The 19244-nt window shown below is 51.4% G+C and carries 14 protein-coding genes; 13 read left to right on the forward strand and 1 reads right to left on the reverse strand.

Going from position 1 to position 19244, the window contains the following annotated elements; genetic code table 11:
* The 7 genes from WAO31_RS03380 to WAO31_RS03410 all read left to right on the forward strand — a co-directional run.
* Positions 1-310, forward strand: a 310-nt coding sequence (locus WAO31_RS03380; protein WP_509590265.1) for a hypothetical protein, incomplete at its 5' end; no start/stop codon positions are given.
* Positions 311-521: 211 nt separating this feature from the next.
* Positions 522-1013: a hypothetical protein gene (locus tag WAO31_RS03385; RefSeq protein WP_509590268.1), complete on the forward strand. Its 492-nt coding sequence runs from the start codon at positions 522-524 to the stop codon at positions 1011-1013.
* 29 nt (positions 1014-1042) lie between these two features.
* Positions 1043-1579: a hypothetical protein gene (locus tag WAO31_RS03390; RefSeq protein ID WP_509590269.1), complete on the forward strand. Its 537-nt coding sequence runs from the start codon at positions 1043-1045 to the stop codon at positions 1577-1579.
* Positions 1580-1634: 55 nt separating this feature from the next.
* A complete protein-coding gene (locus tag WAO31_RS03395; RefSeq protein WP_509590270.1) occupies positions 1635-2435 on the forward strand; it encodes a hypothetical protein in 801 nt (266 codons plus the stop codon).
* Positions 2435-2980, forward strand: coding sequence for a hypothetical protein (locus WAO31_RS03400; RefSeq protein WP_509590272.1), 546 nt, complete (start codon positions 2435-2437; stop codon positions 2978-2980). The genes WAO31_RS03395 and WAO31_RS03400 overlap by 1 nt, the downstream gene beginning before the upstream one ends.
* Positions 2981-3336: 356 nt before the next feature.
* Positions 3337-4596, forward strand: a complete 1260-nt coding sequence (locus tag WAO31_RS03405) for a tetratricopeptide repeat protein (protein WP_509590274.1) — start codon at positions 3337-3339, stop codon at positions 4594-4596.
* On the forward strand, positions 4589-5137 hold the full coding sequence (locus WAO31_RS03410; RefSeq protein WP_509590276.1) for a hypothetical protein: 549 nt from the start codon (positions 4589-4591) through the stop codon (positions 5135-5137). Before WAO31_RS03405 ends, WAO31_RS03410 begins: the two co-directional genes overlap by 8 nt.
* A gap of 54 nt (positions 5138-5191) precedes the next feature.
* Here WAO31_RS03410 and WAO31_RS03415 read toward each other — a convergent pair whose 3' ends face one another.
* Positions 5192-8725, reverse strand: a complete 3534-nt coding sequence (locus WAO31_RS03415) for a TM0106 family RecB-like putative nuclease (protein WP_509590278.1) — start codon at positions 8723-8725, stop codon at positions 5192-5194.
* 142 nt (positions 8726-8867) lie between these two features.
* Between WAO31_RS03415 and WAO31_RS03420 the strand changes: the two genes are divergently transcribed.
* The 6 genes from WAO31_RS03420 (at position 8868) to WAO31_RS03445 (ending at position 18947) form a co-directional block, all read left to right on the forward strand.
* Complete coding sequence (locus WAO31_RS03420; RefSeq protein ID WP_509590281.1) at positions 8868-11393, forward strand: tetratricopeptide repeat protein; 2526 nt, start codon at positions 8868-8870, stop codon at positions 11391-11393.
* Between the two features lie 236 nt (positions 11394-11629).
* On the forward strand, positions 11630-11998 hold the full coding sequence (locus tag WAO31_RS03425; protein ID WP_509590283.1) for a hypothetical protein: 369 nt from the start codon (positions 11630-11632) through the stop codon (positions 11996-11998).
* A 50-nt stretch (positions 11999-12048) separates the two neighbouring features.
* Positions 12049-12207 (forward strand): hypothetical protein, encoded by a 159-nt coding sequence (locus tag WAO31_RS03430; protein ID WP_509590285.1) that lies wholly within the window; start codon positions 12049-12051, stop codon positions 12205-12207.
* A 507-nt stretch (positions 12208-12714) separates the two neighbouring features.
* A complete protein-coding gene (locus tag WAO31_RS03435) occupies positions 12715-17586 on the forward strand; it encodes a S8 family serine peptidase (RefSeq protein ID WP_509590287.1) in 4872 nt (1623 codons plus the stop codon).
* Between the two features lie 162 nt (positions 17587-17748).
* Positions 17749-18123 carry a hypothetical protein gene (locus WAO31_RS03440; protein ID WP_509590289.1) on the forward strand — a complete coding sequence of 125 codons (375 nt, stop codon included), beginning with the start codon at positions 17749-17751 and terminating at the stop codon, positions 18121-18123.
* 518 nt (positions 18124-18641) lie between these two features.
* On the forward strand, positions 18642-18947 hold the full coding sequence (locus WAO31_RS03445) for a hypothetical protein (RefSeq protein ID WP_509590291.1): 306 nt from the start codon (positions 18642-18644) through the stop codon (positions 18945-18947).
* Positions 18948-19244: the final 297 nt, after the last annotated feature.

The raw sequence follows: 19244 nt of genomic DNA on the forward strand, positions 1-19244 counted from the left end.
GGGCGGCTTATCTCCGTTTATTGAAATGCATCACGAGGAGCTCCAAGACGAAAACTTTCCAATTCACAATCAAGAGGTTCAAGAGGTGTTGCCTATGGCAAACATGCTAAGAATCGCGGCTCAGGGAATGGGTGGCTGGGCCACCCCGAGCCATCCAGCAATTTTGGAACCCGTTCTTCGTTCTGGATGGTCTGAATTTGATCAATATATTGCGCTCAGAGGGAAGGCTGTTCTGGCTGCTCGGGAGTCTGGTCTAACTGACTGGGTGGTAGCTGTGGACATGAAAGGAAACCTGATTAGCTGGGAGTGAGATTAGCTAATCAGTCCTAGGAGCCACTTTCGCGAGCCGCTAGTAAACAGTGGCGTCAAAAATGTCACCCCCCTGTCTTACCTTGAATCTTGCTGAGGGGCGCAAGCCCTAAAGCCAGCTCCAAGTGGTTGCTTGTTGTTGCCTCCTTTCTAGTTGAGCAGGAGGGCCGGGTTTCCCTTTCTCCCCGGCCCTTCCTGCGGAAGGAAACTCAATGCTTATCAGCACGAAGACCGGGATGGTGAACGTCTTCATAGAGCCGCAGTTTGCCGAAGTCTCCAGTCAAGAGCTATTGACTATCCAGGTGTCTGACTTTGAGACTTTCAACTTGCTTGGCCTTAGGAATGAGGACAGCTATCGCCTAGATCTAAAAGACGAATACTTTCCCTTCATTGGCTACGGCTATCGCTGGCAACTTGGCTACAAGCTGGGGGGCTTTAAACAGCTTTCAAACATTGAGGTTTTGGAGAAGGACTTTAGTCCCGAGGTAAAGGGGTATAAGTGGATGGGGTTGTACATACCTAACCCTGACTATGAGCCACAGGAAGGCGAGGACGACGAGAGCGAGATGCACGTCGGCTACTGCCTACCAAGCGAGGTTGACGATGCCAGGTTTGGCACCGACATCTCTTATGAGACTTTTCACGTCTACCCATTGTTCCGGTTGCCCACCAATGAGCAGCTGGACACGATCTGGTGTTCCTAGGTAGTTACTAAGACTGAAAAGAGGAGTACGTGAAAGCTAAAAAGAAGTCAAAGCTATGCCCAATCTGCGGCTGGGACACAATTCCAATCGTCTACGGGTTGCCCAGTGAAAGGGACTTTGAACGCGATGACATCATTTTGGGCGGCTGCATTGTCGATGACATGAATCCAGATTTGGCCTGCACGATGTGTGATTGGAGTGGCCAAGAGTGGCACCTCCGCGCTCCTCTGCCACCAGCCGTTTGGGTGATTCTTGATAGAGCTGGCATTCTTGCCCCGATTGGCCTAGTGGCTGGGCGGTTTGACGAAATATTGGAGACCTTTCAGTTCGGCCACTGGCTGAACGTGACATTTACCAAGCAGTACGAGGAGTGGCTCGAAGCAGCCACAGAGAAGCCACTTGCTCTAACAGCGCCATTTGCGGACCTAAGTCCAGGGCTTATAGCCGAGATGAGGCTGGGGGATCACCATTTCGAGGCATCTGAGTTGTATGAAGCAGGGTTCCAGGGGCTTACTAATGCGCCAAAGTTCGATTTCAATGGACGGATGCAACCGCTCGAGGGCTAAAAATGTCACACCCCTCCCATAGTGTCTTCTCACATTCGAAGGGGGTGCACCAAATATGGATACCAATCTCAAGACATTCACTGCCGGCAAGTGCCCAAAGTGTGGCGGAGCCGCAAAGGACATTCTTTACGGAATGGTTGCCAATCCTCCCGAGGATGTAATCCTGGGTGGCTGCTGCCTGATGCCTGGGTTTGACCCAACTCACAAGTGCATAACCTGTGACTATGAATTTGGCCACGGGGGACGCAACTATCAGACGGAGTTTGACCTTGAGGTTGAGCTCACAAATCGTGAAACCGGTGAGAAGAAAACCGAGGAGCGCTCAGTCAGCCTTATTGAGCTTCCGGATGATGAGGTCATCAAGCTAGCCGCCTACATGATTGAAGCTAGGCACGAGCTCCTCTACCGCGAGTTCTCCAAGGATGATTTGGAGTATTTGGCCCTGAAGGACAACTGGAAGTCATTCCCGATGGAACCGATGTTTGATGTTTGGTACTACTGGAACACCCAGACCCTTCAGATAGATTTTGCTGCGCAGTTTTACTCCTATGGGGTTCGTCATATTCACGGTTTGTTTGTTGAGAATCGTGAACGTCCCGGCAAGAAGCGTCGGCTGGTTGACTTCGAGCGGCAGTTTGCCCTTGATAAGAACCCAGAGCTCAAGGCCTGGAACCTGCGGAATCCGCTCAAGGTGAGCGAAAGGAAGCTGGTTCCGGAACATGAGTTGATGGTCCTGATGAGGGCCAGGGCTCAGGTTGGAGAGATGCTGCTCTACAGGTTCTGCAACCCGGTGCCAGATGGGCAGATGTGGCCATCGTGGTATGACCCTGAGCAGGAACTGGAGGATCGTCGCTAGTGCTAACTGAGCTAATTGAGTGGCAAAAGGATTGCGGCTACGCCTTTCGGGAGGCACGGAAGCGTAACAAGCCTTCAGATCTTCCGAAGGTTAATCCACTGCAACTAATGAACCTAGATTATGCCCTCGAGAACGGGGAGCTTGCAGGTCTGGACACGCTCCTTGATGCTTATAACTGGATCAAGCTTGACCACGGACTCATGGGGCGTAAGTCACCAGCAGTTGAGGCAGACGTTGGAGTGAATGTCTACCTCGATGAAGATGACAGGGTGTTCCTTGGAATCTATTCGCTCACAACCAACTGGGACAGTGTCGCTGGGCCAGCCTGGATTGGAGTTAGGAAGATCAAGTACTCCATACCCCTGATGATGGACGGTGAGGAAAACAGCGACTGGGATCTCTACGAGATGCTTGTGTACTTCACAATCAATCACGCGGCTAGCAAGAGCAAGATGGTGATGATGTGTGAGAGCTGTGGCAGACCGGGACCCGGCTGGGAGCTGAAGTCTGGGCCTTGCAACCTCTGCATGCCGAGGGTCTACTAGCTCCAATTGGAACTTAACATCATCTTGTCTGCCAACAGAGACAATGACTCTGGCCTGTGACTCAGAGAACATTGCTGCTGTTAGATCTAGGTTGTCTCTTTCCATGAGCTCTGTGAGCCAGAGTCTTGCTCCAAGAATTTTGATGCAAGAACAGCCCTCAAGAATAAATGTCACCCCCTCTAAGTAACCTTGCTCAATTCGATGCAAAACGGAGGGGCAGATGTTTAGGTCGAGAATGATTTTTCCCAGGCAGTTTTTTCTTCCCAAGGACCGGGAAATCAGCAACCCACTGCAGCGCTATGAGGCGCAAAAGCGGGTAAAGGAAGGGGCACAAACCAAGCAGGAAGGTGGCAAAGATGTCCAATCTCGATGAAGTTCCCGAAGAGGAGCTGTGGACCCAATCCCGCTCTGAGGACTCAAATGTTCGGGCTGATGCCCTACTAGATCTGGCCCACCGAGCCAGATCTCGCCAGGACTGGAAGATTGCAAAGAATCTCTATGGTTCGGCTTTAGATCTCTTTATCGGTCTAGAGAAAGACTCTGAAATCGGCCGTGCCAATTACAGCTATGGCTACTGCCTGTACTCACTGGGCGAGTATGAAGAAGCCAGAGATGTTCTCCAGACTGCTTTGGATCGGGGTCTAACGGCTCACGACCCAGTGATTATTGGCTATAGCGCAGGACCGCTGGGGGATTCGCTTTCTGTTCTCTTGCGCTACGAAGAAGCAATAGAGGCCTATCAGCTCGCGGTTGATGCATTTGATGAAGCTGAGGAGGAGTCGCAGGCTGGAATTAATGCTCTGGCAATGGGAGATCTGCTGGGCGTGATGGGGAAACAGACCAGAGCGCTCGAATGCTTTATCCGTGCCTTCAATCTCTTCCAGCGAGATGGCGATTCCTTTGGTGCAGCGCGAGCCAAGGAGCGGATGGCAGCTGCGCTAATCGAGCTTGGTGATTTTGACCAAGCAATCATGCACCTCCAAGACTCGCTCAATGTATTTAAGTTTCTAGAGGTTGAAGATCGAATCGCCTACACGCAGTATCGGCTTGGTTGGACCCTGAACTATGCAGAGAAGTTCTTGCAAGCTGAAAAGCCGCTTCGGGATGCAATCGCCTACTTCAGATCAAATGAGGATTACTCAAGAGCGGCCCTTGCCGAAACTCAGTTGGCAGTCTCACTTATCTATCGAGACCACGAAGATGTTCCGGAGGAAGCCGAAGGAATGCTTGACCGAGTCGCCGCATATTTTGAGGCTGCGGGTGAGCAGATTAATGTCATCGTGGTCGAATCTGTTATTGCCGACCGTCTGATGATTGCAGGCTTATGGGCTGATGCAGAGGCACTCTGGCGTGATCTGCTGGCTAGAACCATTGTCTATGAGGACGACAAAGGAGCCAACACTGCCAGGTTGAACCTGGCGGAGTGTCTTTTGGAACTTGGAAATCTAGAGGAAGCCAACGCCACGTTTGCAGAAATCGATCCAAATCTTTGGGGAGAGAACAAACCCGAGCTAGAGCGAATTGAGAGAGTCAGGCATCTAATCCACGAGGTCGCCAATCAGAGCTTGTTCAAGACGGGGCCGAGAAAAAACCGCAAAGAGGAGCCAGTTGCATAAGTTCTTTGAATTCTTACTGAGTCGTAAATCTTCAGAGGCACCAAGAAACCTCAACTGGGAGGCCGTGGTGGAGGTGCTTGCTGCTCGAACTGCGTTGCTTGAGGACGATGACCTGTTCATAATTGGATTTTGCCCATCAAGACATCCGGCCTTGGGTTCCGACTATCCGGGTCTAGTAATTGGCAATGTGCCATCGCTTTTATTTCCGGATGACGGACTCTCTTATCAAATCAGCTTCATGGGGCCACTCCCGGAGGAACTTGAAGAGGAGCAGCTTTTTGCAGCTTGGGCAGCCGTCGGCTTTCAGCCTTTTCGGCACAAAAGAGAACTTACATACTCGAGGGGCCGACTGTCACTACTGGAGGCAGCAGGGGCTATTCGTGATGCACTCGGAGTGATCAACTCCACCTACGCTGCCGGCAAATCTTGTTACCTTGAGGTCCTAGGGGATCTACCCCTCAAAAGGATGCTGGATGGCACCACAGCATTCAAGAAAGCGGGACCTTCGCACTACGATTTTGCGATAATCGCCAATCACTGAGCATGGTCCACACATAGGTCTTTTTGGGTTGTCGGGTTGGACCTCGAAGCTAGGTCAAAACTTGAGCCCTGCCAACCTGCTCACCGACTTCACATCCTCCAGCGTCCTAAAGCTTGCGGACAGTAGGTGCTTTGAGTGGATTAGGTAGCAAACACTCTTACCCCTACTTATTGCAACATTCAACCTGTTTCGATCAAGCAAGAAGTCCAGACCCCTTGGTGCGTCATCGGCTGAGGAGCAGGCAAGGCTAACAATGACGATCATTCCCTCTTGTCCTTGGAACTTGTCAACAGTGCCGACCTGGACCTCTTGAAACCCTGCTTGGTCCAGTGCCTTGCGAATGGCATTCACCTGGTTGTTGTAGGGGGCGACGACAATGATCTCTTCGGGTCCAACATCGGCAATGTGCTTGCCAACAAGTCTGACAACTTCCTCAACCTCTTCAGGGCTGTGGGTTGAGTTAACAGAGTGATCAAGCACAATCTTGTGTAGACCCGGTTCGATTCCAGGCACGATATTCAGCTTGGTCTTCTCTATCGACCGAAGTCGTCCCTCATAGGAAAGCCATGAAACAGCCTCGGTTAGATTCGGGTGCATTCGTCTGGTCACCTCAACGAAATAGCCGAGACCATCTGGCAAGATCGCGTGATCTCCGATGAAGTGCCCAAGTGCGGAGTTCTCAACTCCGCCAGGGTGGACCGCTTGAACAACCTGGGCAAGTTGCTGGGGGTCACCAAAGAGAATGATGTTGTCTGCAATGCCAGAGGCAGCAATCAGATCAACCAGCGAGTACTGCGCCGCCTCATCAATAATTAGGTAGTCAAAGTGGTGCTCTCGAATCTGCTTATTGCAAAGTCCAAAGGAAGTAGCACCCATGACTAGACCCCCCATGCTTTTTCTCAACGCAGTGGAGAGCTGTGAGGCTCCCTTGAGTGCAGTCCACTTGTAGTCCTCAGGTGTTCCTGAGTCCAAGACCTTTACAACTTGTAGTGGTTCCATCTCGGCAGCGATGCACTCATCTAAGAGATTCTCTACAGCGGCATGGGAATTGGTGCCCACAGCTACTCTCTTGTCGCTTTCCACGAGGTGTTTAATCAATCTCGAGGCGAGGTAGGTCTTTCCTGTTCCCGGAGGGCCTTGAACCGCAATCGCCGAACGTTGCATGCGATCTGCAGCATCAATAAGTGCAGGCAGGTAGTCCTCTTTGTCTGGTTGCATTAGAGGCTTGGAGTCAACAAACTGAGGTTCCTTGCGAAGCAGGAGATCCAGGATCGGATAACCGCGAGGTGGCTCTGAGAAGGGGCTTCCCCAAACAGAAGTTATCTCCTTTGCGGTTTCAAGCAGGGAGTGCTCTTTGCCGGTGGTGTTGTATTTGGTGACATCAAAGATTGCTGATGGGCTGTGCTTCAAAGACTCTGGATCTTTGGGGTTTCTTGAGAAGGTCAAGACTCCATTTTCCAAAGCATCAACTTTGCCAAAGTCAAAGCGAACTACTCCAGGTTCGCTCTCGTAGCGGATGGCAATCGGGGTACCCGCTTTCGGACGGAATAGTTCTTCCGGGTCTACCTCGATCTGATATTGACCCGTGTGCCCTGCCGCCAACTCCAAACCGTCAAGGTCAATTTCCCTAGCTTCGGTGACAACCATCGCTTCGCGATCCTGAGTGAGGTCTTCATCGTCGAGGGTCATGCGGATGTTCAGGTTGGTCCAGAACATCACGTCTTCACGCATGTAGAAAAGGATTGAGTGAGCAAGCGCTTCCCAGGCGGCCACCTGTTTGTCCATCTCTGGATCTAGGCCCTTTTCATAGTCTCTTACGGGGTCGAGAAGGTATGCAGTATCTCGCTCTAGGTCCATGAGTTTGATTTGCTTGGCTGTCAGTTGACCAGCTGCTTCTTCTTCCGAAACGTAAAACAGTGATTCCCAAGGCTTGGTTGCGGCGCCTTCGAATTTCAATAACCAGTCATAGAGCTCCATCGTGGATTGGACATCCTCGATGTTGTAGTCGCGTATGCGGTTGAAGACCTTCTTTGCCTCCTGGGTTGTTTGAGCCCGATCCTCAAGTTCAACACCTGAGGTGAGCTTTTCCTCAAGGTCTCTCCACCCGACGAACTCTTCGATACTCTCGTCACCGGCTTCTACCCCAGCTCGCTCTTTGAACTCGTAGTGTCTCTCTAGGTTCTTTATTGAGTACTTTGGTTCACCTACTCGAACGCTCTTGGTGACTACGGGATACAGGTCAACAAACCTGTGCTCTGCCTCGAGTTGAGCAAGTTCTCGCTCCGCTACCGCATAGCGGTTTGCAAGCCTATTTAGGGCGGTTCTTTCATAGGACGCGTAGTGATAGATGTGAGCGTTTGGGTTCTCCATCATGCGGTTGTAAAGCCAAGTCATGAAGTTGATGAAGGCAATCTTCTCGGTTCTGCGATCTACGGCCCAGAACTCCTTGAACTCTTCCTCGCGTGTCCAGTTGCCGAAGAGGTACTCAAGCCCGCCTTCTTTGAAATATGGGAAGCCCTCCATGTCAAAGAAGACGTCGCCAGCATCTGATTTCGGTAAGTACTGAAGCATCGGGTTCGCAAGAGGCTCACTCTCAGGGCCTTCGCTTCTGATGCTCTTGAGCTGAAGGCTGGCCTGAAGCTTTAGTTTCTCAAAGGTCTGCTGAGACACGTCCTTGACCGAGGTCAACTCACTCTTGGACAGCATTTCTAGATCTTTGATGCCAGCCTTGAGAAGCTTGTCCCTCATTCTCTTGCCAAGCCCTGCTACCAATAGAAGGTCTGATGTGGCTTCCCTGTCCTTCTTGCAGAGTTTCGGGTATTCGCAAATCTCACACTGCTTGTTGCCTGCGCAGTGCCAGGTGAAGTTCTCAAGGAGCTGAGATCTGTTCGTTGATTGAACTTCTTCAATGGCTCTTTCAAGCTCGGCTCTTGCCAGCTTTGCTGCAGGCACAATCTCGTTTTCCCTCAGCGGGAGTAACGTTCTGTTTCCAAGGATCAGACCGTGGGTTGCGTTGTCCGCAAGGTGACCAACTTGAGAGAGAGCCTCGATGTAAATGGCAACCTGAAGGGCGTATTCGGGTTTTGGGTGGCTTGAGTACTTTGCGTCCCAGACCGTATAGCCAGGACCAGCAGCGTCCGAGGTTTGCTTGACTGCTAGGCCTTCATCATCGAAGAACAACTCCCATCCGGCAAGCAGAAGGAAATCTGGTTTTCCTCTAAAGACTGTGCCCTCACCGCGGTGCTCCAGGCCACCTTGGTAGATAACCGGAACTCTTGATCTCATCAGATCAAGGGTCTGACCAAAGTCCCCGTCTTTCTCAGGTCTAACAAACTGAGAAGGATCTAGCTTGGCCGCCAATTCTCTTGTGAGCTGTTCTTCGAACTCATCGCCATAGCGCTGGGGAAGGCTCTTATCCTTACCCTCCGCTTTAGCCTTCTCTTGAGCTTCGATGTGCTCCTTCAGTTTTTCTTCAACAACAGGGTCTTGAAGAACGTGAAGAACGGAAAGCGTTGTGCAGTGCTGGCAAGTCGATGCCCGCATAAGGTCACGAGTGTTGAATGACCACAAATCCCCAATTTTGCGCATGCTTCAACTATCGCACAAGCGTCTGACATTCTTTTCTGTGATTCGTCACACCAAACCCCTTCTTTTCAGCAGTAAAAAAGTCGGTGGTCTGTGAGTAGGTGATGGGTAGTAAGTTTTTCTGAGCGGAATACAGGGGAAACAAATGGTGAAAATCGGTGGTGGCCAAGAGGCAGAAGCCCAAGGGGTGAGTCGAGAGGATTCGCCTTGGTATAAGCAGAGCTTGCGACTTGTAGATCCGAACGCTGATAGTTGGTTTGAATCCTTTCGCCCGGTGCCTGCGTCAGAGTTGCACCGAGGCTCTCTTTTGGCCATGGGCAAGGTTGCTGGACTTCTGTCATACGTGGCCAAGAGCGATCTCAAAATCGTTCCAGGCTTTGAAGTCTCCCAAGGCGAACTTCGCTCTCCTTTAGAGATTCCGGACACCAAGCTGGGTCAGGAGTTTCTCAAGGCTCTTGAGCTAGAACAAATTGGGGTCAGCTACAAGTCTGCCTGGGCCGTGAATCACGAAAACTTTGAAGATCTAGAGGGCAAAAAGCGTATCCATGGTCAGTGGGCCACTGACGCAGGCACACCTTTTGTGCAGTGCCTAGAGCTACATAAAGATCAAGACGGTAATGAAGTCGCCTACTGGTTTATCGATCTACTAGTGACGCCGGTTCACATTGAGGGGGTAAATCATTTCGAGCTTGAGCCCGAGGAGGATGATGGTTCAGTAATGACCTATACCTTGGAGCCTGAAAGCGGAGGGTTCTCAATCGGGCAGCTTTCTACAAAGCTCGCGCTTCCGGTCTTCCTAAAGCAGCTGGCGTTTATGAGCGAGACACCTTTTCCCAGCACTCAGATTATGACTATGAGCAGGGACCTTGCGTTTAGTGGTGTGCCAGAGGATGCAAGGCCAGTCCCATTTTTCACAATCAAAGACAACGCCGAGGCCAATGGCTTTTCGAGACTTCAAACTTCTCGAAACGCTGGCGCGTCAAATTCTTATGAGGGCAGCATCTTTCCTCAGGTTGTTCAGTTTGGCTGGAGGCTTTCAACCAAGGCCATTCCATATCTGGAAAAGCTGCTGCCCGTGATTATCAACGGATGCTCATCAGCCATGACCACGACAGAGGATGGGTACGTAAATTTCAGATCACCTGACTTCAGTGCTCCTTGGGACGATGCACTCGGCAATCCCTGCGCAAGACTGATGGATGGCGCCTCGCGTGAGAGTCGTGCCGCCGCACCTCAATGGATCCCGGTGACTCAAGTAGGTGACCTTTTGGTCCAAACAAGAGACCTGTACCTCAGCTCAATTGAAGACGAAAAAGCAGGACGACGCGATGCTGCAAAGGAGAAGCTTGTAAGGGTGGTCGAGGATGGGGCTGGCCCCTGCCTAGTGCGTGGGATCAACAGCTTCATTTATTCGCACCTCATTCCTGAACTAGAGCAAAACCCAGACTTGATTTCAGAAATTGAGTACTTTGCTAATCAAGCGACTGATCAACTAATGGAGGGCCAGTCCACTAACGCAATTTCAAATCTCGGGATCGCTTACTTCAAGCTCGGGGATTTTGACGCGAGCTCGAGTGCTTTCTTAACAGCGCTGAGCAAACCGGACCGCTATGCAGAGGCAGAGGCTAGCTATTTCATGGCCTTGATAGAGAAAGAGCGCGGCAATCAAGACCTTTCAAAAAGTTATGAGGAGCGATGCAGACTTGCTGGTGGCTATGAGCCAGAAGCAGGCCTTTTAGAGCCTTCGAAGAACGCCAAGGAGAGAACTGTTTCCACCGAACCTGACACGAACCATTTTCTTGCTAGTTCTAGAGAAGCCGAAGGTTTGGTCGCAGAGCCTTCAGAGGTTAGCGAAAAGCTTCATCTGCATAAGACTTTTCCTGCCATCCCTGAAAACTCGATAATTCGGCAGCTGGTCTCAAACTTCGGGTCAAAGCTAAAGCTCTCTCAATCTCTTTCAACTACAAGTTTTGAGGGTGGCGAGCACAGCTCAGATTCCTATTACGTACTGCTAAAGCTCGCCTTGCTCTATTCGGCGGTTGAAGGCTGGGAGAGGCTGATCGGCAAAGGCCAGTTCAGTGTTCTAGATCAAGAGCTGGCGCGGTCACTTGCAAGCGATCCAGCATGGAAGCACTTTCGGGAAAAACTGTTAGCTTCTATCACTAGCCAAGGGTTGAAGAACTCACTCCAGGCCTTCTATGACCTGGAGAGCTTCGACTTAATGCCGATTCTGACAGCAATTAGACATGCGTTTTTTCACCCAGGACTAACCGCGACGAACAGCAACTTGGTTGCAAAGCCGAAGCTTCGCCAGCTCCTATTGCAGATCTATGCTCAAGTAGAGAAGGCTCTGCTTGAAAGCTTTGAGAGTTGGTCGAAAAAGATGCAGAGCTGGCATGAGCTCGCCACGGTAGGAGACGACGAGCTTATTGAGACAGCACTCAAACTTGATCTAGCAGCCGGCTATCCAAGGGCTGCAATTGAGACTGAGTTCCGCACCAAGCTCAACGATCAGCAATGGCGGATCCTGATCTCTGAGCTTTGGGCCGAGGACGAATTTGACATTGAAGAGACAATTACCGACGTGATTTCAAACATGGACCCTTACTTAGCTGAGCACGAGTGGTGGGAAAACAAGGTAAACAGCATGAGAGAAGAGCCGAAAGAGTGATATGTGCGAAGTCGCTGCGAATCTCTTGTGCTCAGTTTTGAGAGGGCAACCCTAATGTCTTGCCGAGCAGAGGAAGCCCACAGGAGAATTGCCTAATTTCTCGAGACTACCAATTCACTCTTCCTCTTAGTCCACGGTTTGGCGGACGTGAGGGATTGATGAATCCTGGCTGAACCGAGCTAACATTTCTTAAGTCATCTAATTGATGAAACGAGAGAACTATTTGGGAGGGTTCTGTGGCTACTGAGCAGGAAGTTTATGACTTTATATTCGCAAACTATTCAGTCAACGATGAAGGTGGCGGTACCTTCAGCATGCAAATCGACACCGGCAACGGTAGGCAACAAAAGGTTTACGCTGGCTTGAACTGGGGTGCACTGCAAGTCACCTCCCCAGTTGTTTGGGCTTCGAGGATTGATGCAGAAGGAGTTTTGGCTGCCAACACCTCCATGTTTGGAATTGTTGAAATCTCGGGCGCTTATGCACTGAAGCACAACGCCTTTGTTGACGACATTGATGAGAGTGAAATAGTGAACGCCTTTCTAGTGCTTGCGAGTGCGGCAGACGAGTTTGAGGCCCGGCTCGGATTCAATGACGAGTTCTAACAAGCGCATCTCAAATCATTTGTAGGGGGCCAGCCATCAAAAAATTCACGGTGAGCAGATACGAGACTCTAGTCACCTCTGTAGTTGTAGAGGCGGAATCAGAGGAGGAGGCAGATCGCTTGGCTGAGGTCAAGTTTAACAATCAATGGCAAGAAGAACTCGATAGTGATGTCATCGATGTTTGGTATGAGTATTCGCAAGAAGATTAAGTAGAGAGACTCACCCAAGGATCTCTGGTCAAACCGAAACTCGATTGGCAAACCTTGCAAGGATAAGCATCGGGATCCTCTTGGGCTATAGCCCTTTGATCTGCTGACAACCGAGAGCTTTGAGATCTGTTTCCCAGGTGAAATTCACGGGACAAACAGTTGGATAGCGGCGGGCGTTGGTTTCCTGCGTTGCAACCTAAGAAATATTTCAGAGCCCCGAAAATAGAAGATCTCCACACCTATGGCTGACAAGAAATTGTCGAACCCATCTACTCAGCTTTCATTGCAACGGCTCCACACTCCTGTGGGAAACCAAACGACTTGTTAGAAAGACGGTACAGGGCCCCAGCACCCCGTCGAAGCGTGAGAGGCTTGCCAGTCCCTTCGAGACTCCTGCTCGGAAAAATATGGCTAGAGCGGTTTCGCCGTTGGAATTAAATGTCTGACCTATCTAGGCTGAAAATGTCTGAGGGGGAGACTAACTTATTCGCACGAAGGGGGATTTTCATGCGAAGAATCTCAAAACTCATCTCGGCGGCAACCGTCGCACTTATTTCAATGCTCGGATTTGGCAGCTTAGCCTTTGCCACGGGTGCCGAGTCCACCGGTGGTTCAAGAATCGTCCCATCTCAGGCACTGGTCCAATTGGAGCCTTATTCCGACGCAGAGGCAACACTCGCAGGGCTCAACCCTTTGCCTGTTGGTAGCCGTGCTTCAAACCTGTATCTGGTTCAGCTTGATCCCTTTGTTGAAACCACAAAACAGATTGCCTGGCTAGGTCAGCTTGAAGGCGTTGCATTCGCTGAGCCAAACTACGTTCTTGCTTTGCAGGCAGAGGCAGATGATCCGAAGGTTGTCGACGGTTCCTCATGGGGCCTCTACGGCAGTGCCACATCTCCCTCTTCCAGTGCTGGAGCAAATGCAGTCGCTGCATGGTCTTCCGGTTACACCGGCAACAGCGCTGTTTATGTCGCTGTAATTGACAGCGGTATTGACGTCTCGCACCCAGACCTATCCGCAAACATTTGGACCAACGCAGGCGAGATTGCTGGCAACGGCATTGATGACGATGGAAACGGCTTCGTAGATGATGTCAACGGCTATGACTTCATCAACGGCGATGGCACCGTCTTTGATGCAGGGGAACACCCCCACGGCACGCATGTCGCGGGCATTATCGGTGCTGAGGGAAACAACAGCATCGGCGTCAGTGGAGTTAACTGGAACGTGAGGCTGATCTCGGCAAAGATGATGAATTCCGATGGCCAAGCGACCATTGCGAATGCCATTAGCGCCATCGACTACATCACTGACCTTCGCACCCAGAAGGGTCTTGACATCATCGCAAGCAACAACTCATGGGGAGGCGAGGCTTACTCAAGGGCACTCGAGGATGCCATCAAGCGTGGTGGCGATGCCGGCATTATCTTCGTGGCGGCAGCTGGAAACTCGGCAGTTGATGTCAATTCAACCCCCACCTATCCAGCCGCTTATGACTGCACCACAACCCACAGGCTGTTTGACTGTGTTGTATCTGTTGCTGCACTGAATGAAGACGGCACTTTAGCTGCCTATTCGAACTTCGGAGCGACGAAGGTGGACATTGCAGCTCCTGGAACCAACATCATGTCCACCCTCCCGAATGGACAGTATGGTCTGCTTTCCGGAACCTCAATGGCCGCACCTTTTGTTTCAGGTTCTATTGCTCTCTGTGTAGGTGCATACCGGGGAACTAGCGCAGAGGCTGCGATTTCAAAGCTCAAGGCAACCGTGGTTGCTGATGCCAACCTAAGCGGGAAAGTGGCTACGGGAGGAAGGCTGAACGTTGCGTCTCACGTCAGCTCTTGTGTAGGAGACGCGACAGGATTCTCAGGGAACCTCAGTGAAGCGCTAACCTCTGCCACCTATACAGATAGGGCAAGGGTCGATTGGGAAGACACTTCTGCTGGTGACTACGAGCAGGAGATCCAGGTCGCAGTGGGACCAAACGGTTGCCGAGGAACCTTCTCCCACTTTGCCTTTATTGGCCCGGGACTTACCACCTACCCAGCTCTAGAGCTAGAGGAGGCGCAGTTCTACTGCTTCCGAGTAAGGGCAATCAAGGACGGTTCGGTGTCGAGCTGGGCCACCTCAAACGTTGCAATCACCTGGACCAGCAACTTGCCCTTTATCTACGGCAAAGTTCTCATGGCCGATGGAACACCGGTTCACAAGATGCCGGTTAAGTGGCTTGCTGAGGGTGCCTACGCAGGCATTAACAACGTAAATGCGAACACCGTCTACACGAATATTTCTGGTGAATACGTGATGCAGGCTTCAAACGGAACGTCTGGTTATCTAATGGTTAACACCACTCGGTCCGCTAACAGTGGACTAGATACCAGTCCTGCAACACCTTGGGGACTCGAGGTCGGCGGCACACTTACGATCACCCAAGATGCAAACTTGGACCTAACATTGCCTCCCATTGAGTATCTCAATTTGCGGGTCACCGACTCGGAGACAGGCGCCGCTCTCTCCGGAGCGAAGGTGCAGTTCGTTGGGTATACCAAAGACTGCAAGCAGGACGGCTACCTGCTGTTCCCAAATGCAACCTCCCCCACGTGCTTCTTTTGGCCTGGTGGCTACGACCATTCGGGCCCCGTTGCAAATGCGAATGGCGAGGTGACCGTTCCCGTTGTGGCGGGATCTCAGACCTCAAACGATGACTATCAGTTCATTGTTAGTGACCCCAACGACGCAAACACCTCAACAACAATCAACTGGATCTCAGGTTCAACGCAGAATGTTGACGTCGTGATGAACCCTCCGAGTGCACTCTCGGGAACCGTCTTTCTCAGCGACGGAACAACGCCAGTGGCGGGCGTCAATGTGATGTGGCTCAACTCCGGTCAGAGTGCTGGGTACAACTTTCGCAATGCTTTGGCCACTACGACTGATTCAAACGGGGCGTACTCCCTTGAAGTCCCAGAGGGAACTACTGGAAGGCTGTTTGCTAACACCAGCCGCAGCCCCGCACAGGCTTCCCCAACAACCCCCCTGACACCTTGGGGTTTTGTAGCCGGAGGCGATATGACAGTTTCATCGAGCCAAACGGTAAACCTCACGTTGCCACAGCTAAACACTGTGACCTTCAGCGTCACGGACCACTCGTCGGGCAACCCTGTTGCTGGAGCGAAGGTGGAGTTCAACGGCTATACAAAGGGCTGCAAGCGCACTGTCACCTATGAGGCATTTCCAGGAGCTACGAACCCACATTGCGTTTTCTGGCCAACCGGATATTCTCCCTCAGGGCTCAGGACTAATGCATCTGGCCAGCTTTCACTTGCTGTTCTCGATGACGCGTTGGTAACAGATAACAACTACTCCTTCCTAGTGGTCACCCCAGGTGCGAACTCAACGACAACTGTGGTGCAGGTCAGTCCTACAGAGGACACAACCCTGAATGTGGTTACCAACCCTCCTGCGGTGCTTTCTGGAAAAATTTACCTATCTGATGGAACTACACCTGTCGAAGGCGCACCCGTTAAGTGGGTGAACGAAGGCGAGTACACAGGTATCAACTATGTATCAGCACAAACCTCAGTGACAGATAGCGAGGGAAGCTACTCCCTTGACGTGCCTCCAGGTTCGAGAGGGAAGCTCATGGTGGTCACTTCCAGGACACCGGTTAGATCTGCAGCAACTACCCCACAGATTCCCTGGGGACTGGAGGCGGGCGGCTTCCTTACCGTCACAGAGAGCAGGACAGTTGACTTGGCCCTCCCGGCCCAGAACATCCTGACTTTCAAGGTGACGGAATACGCTTCGACCGATGCAATTGTTGGCGCAACTGTCGAGTTCTCTGGGTATACAAAGAACTGCCGCAACGGAAGCTACACCCCATTCCCAGGAGCGGAGAGTCCAGTTTGCACTTTCTGGCCCGGTGGCTATGCCCACTCAGAGCCCGTAACTAACTCTCTCGGAGAGGCAAAGATCGCAGTCTTCGATGACTCGATCATGGCTGATAACAACTACACCTGGATTGTCTCTCACCCATTTGACTCTGCTCGTGTTGCGCGGGTTTCAATTACTCCTACCAGCTCTGGAGTGGTTCAAGTTGGCATGCCTGGTACCCCAAGTCAGCCAGAGCAGCCGGAGGCAACAGCTCTAACGGAAGAGGTTGAGCTCACCTGGACAGAGCCCTGGAATGGCGGAGCCTATATTGACTACTACAAGGTATGGGTCTCACTGAATGCCGACGGGCCATTCAACCTAGTTACCTCTGGTAGTTGTGCCGGAAACATCGATCCAGACCTGAGGTCATGCGTAGTTTCAGACCTCACACCAGGAGTGACCTATTACTTCGCGATCATTGCCCACAACATTGTTGGCTATAGCGAGCTCTCCATCTCAATTGCATCTGTTCCAATGGCTGCAATCAATTACCAGGTGCTCACGCCTACTCCCTCCATCAGCGGCACGGTCGAAGTTGGTAGAACAGTCACTGCCGTTGCTGGAGCCTGGGACGAAGGGGTGGCCTTGAGTTACCATTGGATGGTCGAAGGCGTAGCACTCAGCGGAGAAGTCAGCAGGAACTTAGTTGTCATGCCAGCTCACGCCGGTAAGAACCTAAGCGTCAAGGTCACAGGCAGAAAGACTGACTACGAGGCTGCATCCAAAACTTCAGCAGCCTCCCTCGCATCTTGGCCAGAGACTGTTGACCTCGTCGCACTTGAAGGCACGCCAGCCCCTGGTGAGCTGTTGACGGTACAAACCAGCGAGCTGATCGAAGAGGAAGAGATTAGCTACCAGTGGCTCAGAAACGGCGAGGCAATAGCCGAGTCAAACCTTCCCTACTACGAAGTAACAGACTCTGATATTGGCAGCGAGCTCACTGTCAAAGTTGTAGGTTCGAACATCTCTTCCCTGGCGCTTTCCGCTGTGAGTGACACGTTGGAGATTCAGACCCCGGATGTTGCTCAGGAGGTTCAGGAGCCTAAGAAAACCCTCAGCTCTATATCTCCCGTGGTTATCTCCGAACCAGATGAGGAAGAGCCTGCGGAAGAAGTAACAGAGCCTGCCCCCAACCGCTGGTACGTGCAGCGAAGCCTAAAGGTCTTTAGCTTTGGTGCCACCGAAGTCACACCAGCGATGAAGGCGCTGATCAAGAATCAGGTCGAATCAAACCCAACCGCCGACAAGTTCATCTGCACCGGAATCAGGCGTGAAGGTGGAACTATGGCTGAGAACATCATGGTTCGAAAGCGAGCAAAGGCAGCGTGTGAGTATGCGAAGAGCCTTAACCCTGATTTGTCCACCTGGTATCAATCGAAGGTCACCAAGGCGCCTAGTTATGTAGGTCGAGTTTTGCTGGTCATCAAGGGCCTTGACGGGTGACCCTTACTGAAAGAAACAAAGCCCAGGACTTTCATCCTGGGCTTTGCGCCTGCGTCTCAGGCCGTGGTTATTGGCCCTCGTTTGGCCTAGAAGAAGTAGCATGAAAATGATGACTCTGCATATCCTGCATACGAAAGGGGACATATGACATCGCGAGCTGAGATGGATAAAGAGCGAGAAAGATTCAGCGCCTGGGTAAAGGAATATGGGGTCTACAAGAATGTGCCAGAGGACCTTTTTGAGTTTTCGAATGAGGATTCAAACTTTGTATGGACAGAATTCCAAAATGACGATGAGTCATTTGTAGACCGGGGGTTCACCCAGGCATCCCCAAGTTTGAGGATGCCTGTTGTTAGCTATTACCTTTCAAAACTCCCATATCCAAAGGAAGGCGGGGGATACGAATTCGTAATTAGTAGTGTTTTGCTTGATTGCCAAGACTGCGAGGCAATGGGGGAAGACGAGAACGGAGACGAGTGCTCTACGTGCGAAGGTGATCGAGGAACCTACGTCGACTTCGATTTGCCGGAAGCATAACGATGCAAGGCGGACTCAGGACTTTCTGTTAGCTTGCAAAAATAGAAGATGGAAAATAAGAATCGCAACCAAGCAGCTTTCCAGAGCTAGAGGCGGGGGACATGGAACACACTTTTGAGGCATGGGGGGAATTGGACGAGATCGCTTTCCTGAATGAAGCGCCACCGTTCGAGAATTTTAGTCAAGCATTAGAAATGTCGGTCCAGCCAGCCGTAGATGAAGATAAGTGGTTTGAGAATCTGCATGCTTACCTTTGGGGGCTGAGGCGCCTCTTTTGGCTGGAGCTAATCCCAACAGGTCGCATTAGGGTGCGCTTTTCTCGCGACGGCCAGAGAGGTGAGGGCATTGGGCCTGAGACGCTATTTCGCGCTAGGTCCAGCTCACCTCTGGTTCACGATCCTCAAGCCTGGCCACCGGAGGGTTCTCTCATTCTCCGGCCTAATTGGTTCTGGAGAAGCGACCAGCTTTACATGGAATGTTTCGGAGAGAGCCTATTTTCTTGGAAAGATGTGTCGCTAGTGAATCTGAATGAGATTGATTTGGAAAGTGACCTCTTCGAGCTCTCGTTTAGCTCTTTGGACGTCGTGATGGTTCCCGAATCGGCCTCCAGATCCGAGTGGCTCACGCAGAGTCCTGAATCACAGGCCCACATTGTGAATCAAGTCACCACCATCATTGACTCCCAGGTAGACGAATTTGGAGAAGTGATGGTCGATCCGAGGGACATACTTGCCTTGATTGCCGCACACCCCCAAACTTTACTGGAGTTAGCTGACTACTCAATTTTTGAGATGCAGCATGAAATATTGGCTTTAGCCGAGTAGTTTCTTGAGCACTCTGCCCTCAAAGTAACCGAACCTCTTCATAATTTGTCACGCGAACGTACCTCGGCATCTGGTCCGCACAGTTTTATGGCCTATTTCGCGGGCTTCACTGCCGAACGCTCCAAGTTTCACGTTCCAGAAGAAGTGAACGCTGGCTAGTAAAGCCCTGACAAAACCCCACCCCAGGCAACCCTAATAGCCTCAAGCTCTAGTTTCGCTACACCCTGAATATCTACTGCCTGGTTCTCTTTGTCTGTGACGCCAATTCTTAGAACTGGAACACCTCTTGCCTCACAA

Source organism: Rhodoluna sp., from assembly GCF_049276775.1.
GTDB lineage: Bacteria > Actinomycetota > Actinomycetes > Actinomycetales > Microbacteriaceae > Rhodoluna.

What these genes read in the sequence shown, in the direction of transcription:
- WAO31_RS03435 (WP_509590287.1), top strand. Translation starts at nt 12,715, where the DNA reads ATGCGAAGAATCTCAAAACTCATCTCGGCGGCAACCGTCGCACTTATT.
- WAO31_RS03405 (WP_509590274.1), top strand. Translation starts at nt 3,337, where the DNA reads ATGTCCAATCTCGATGAAGTTCCCGAAGAGGAGCTGTGGACCCAATCC.
- WAO31_RS03415 (WP_509590278.1), bottom strand. Translation starts at nt 8,725, where the DNA reads ATGCGCAAAATTGGGGATTTGTGGTCATTCAACACTCGTGACCTTATG.
- WAO31_RS03440 (WP_509590289.1), top strand. Translation starts at nt 17,749, where the DNA reads ATGGATAAAGAGCGAGAAAGATTCAGCGCCTGGGTAAAGGAATATGGG.
- WAO31_RS03420 (WP_509590281.1), top strand. Translation starts at nt 8,868, where the DNA reads ATGGTGAAAATCGGTGGTGGCCAAGAGGCAGAAGCCCAAGGGGTGAGT.
- WAO31_RS03395 (WP_509590270.1), top strand. Translation starts at nt 1,635, where the DNA reads ATGGATACCAATCTCAAGACATTCACTGCCGGCAAGTGCCCAAAGTGT.
- WAO31_RS03385 (WP_509590268.1), top strand. Translation starts at nt 522, where the DNA reads ATGCTTATCAGCACGAAGACCGGGATGGTGAACGTCTTCATAGAGCCG.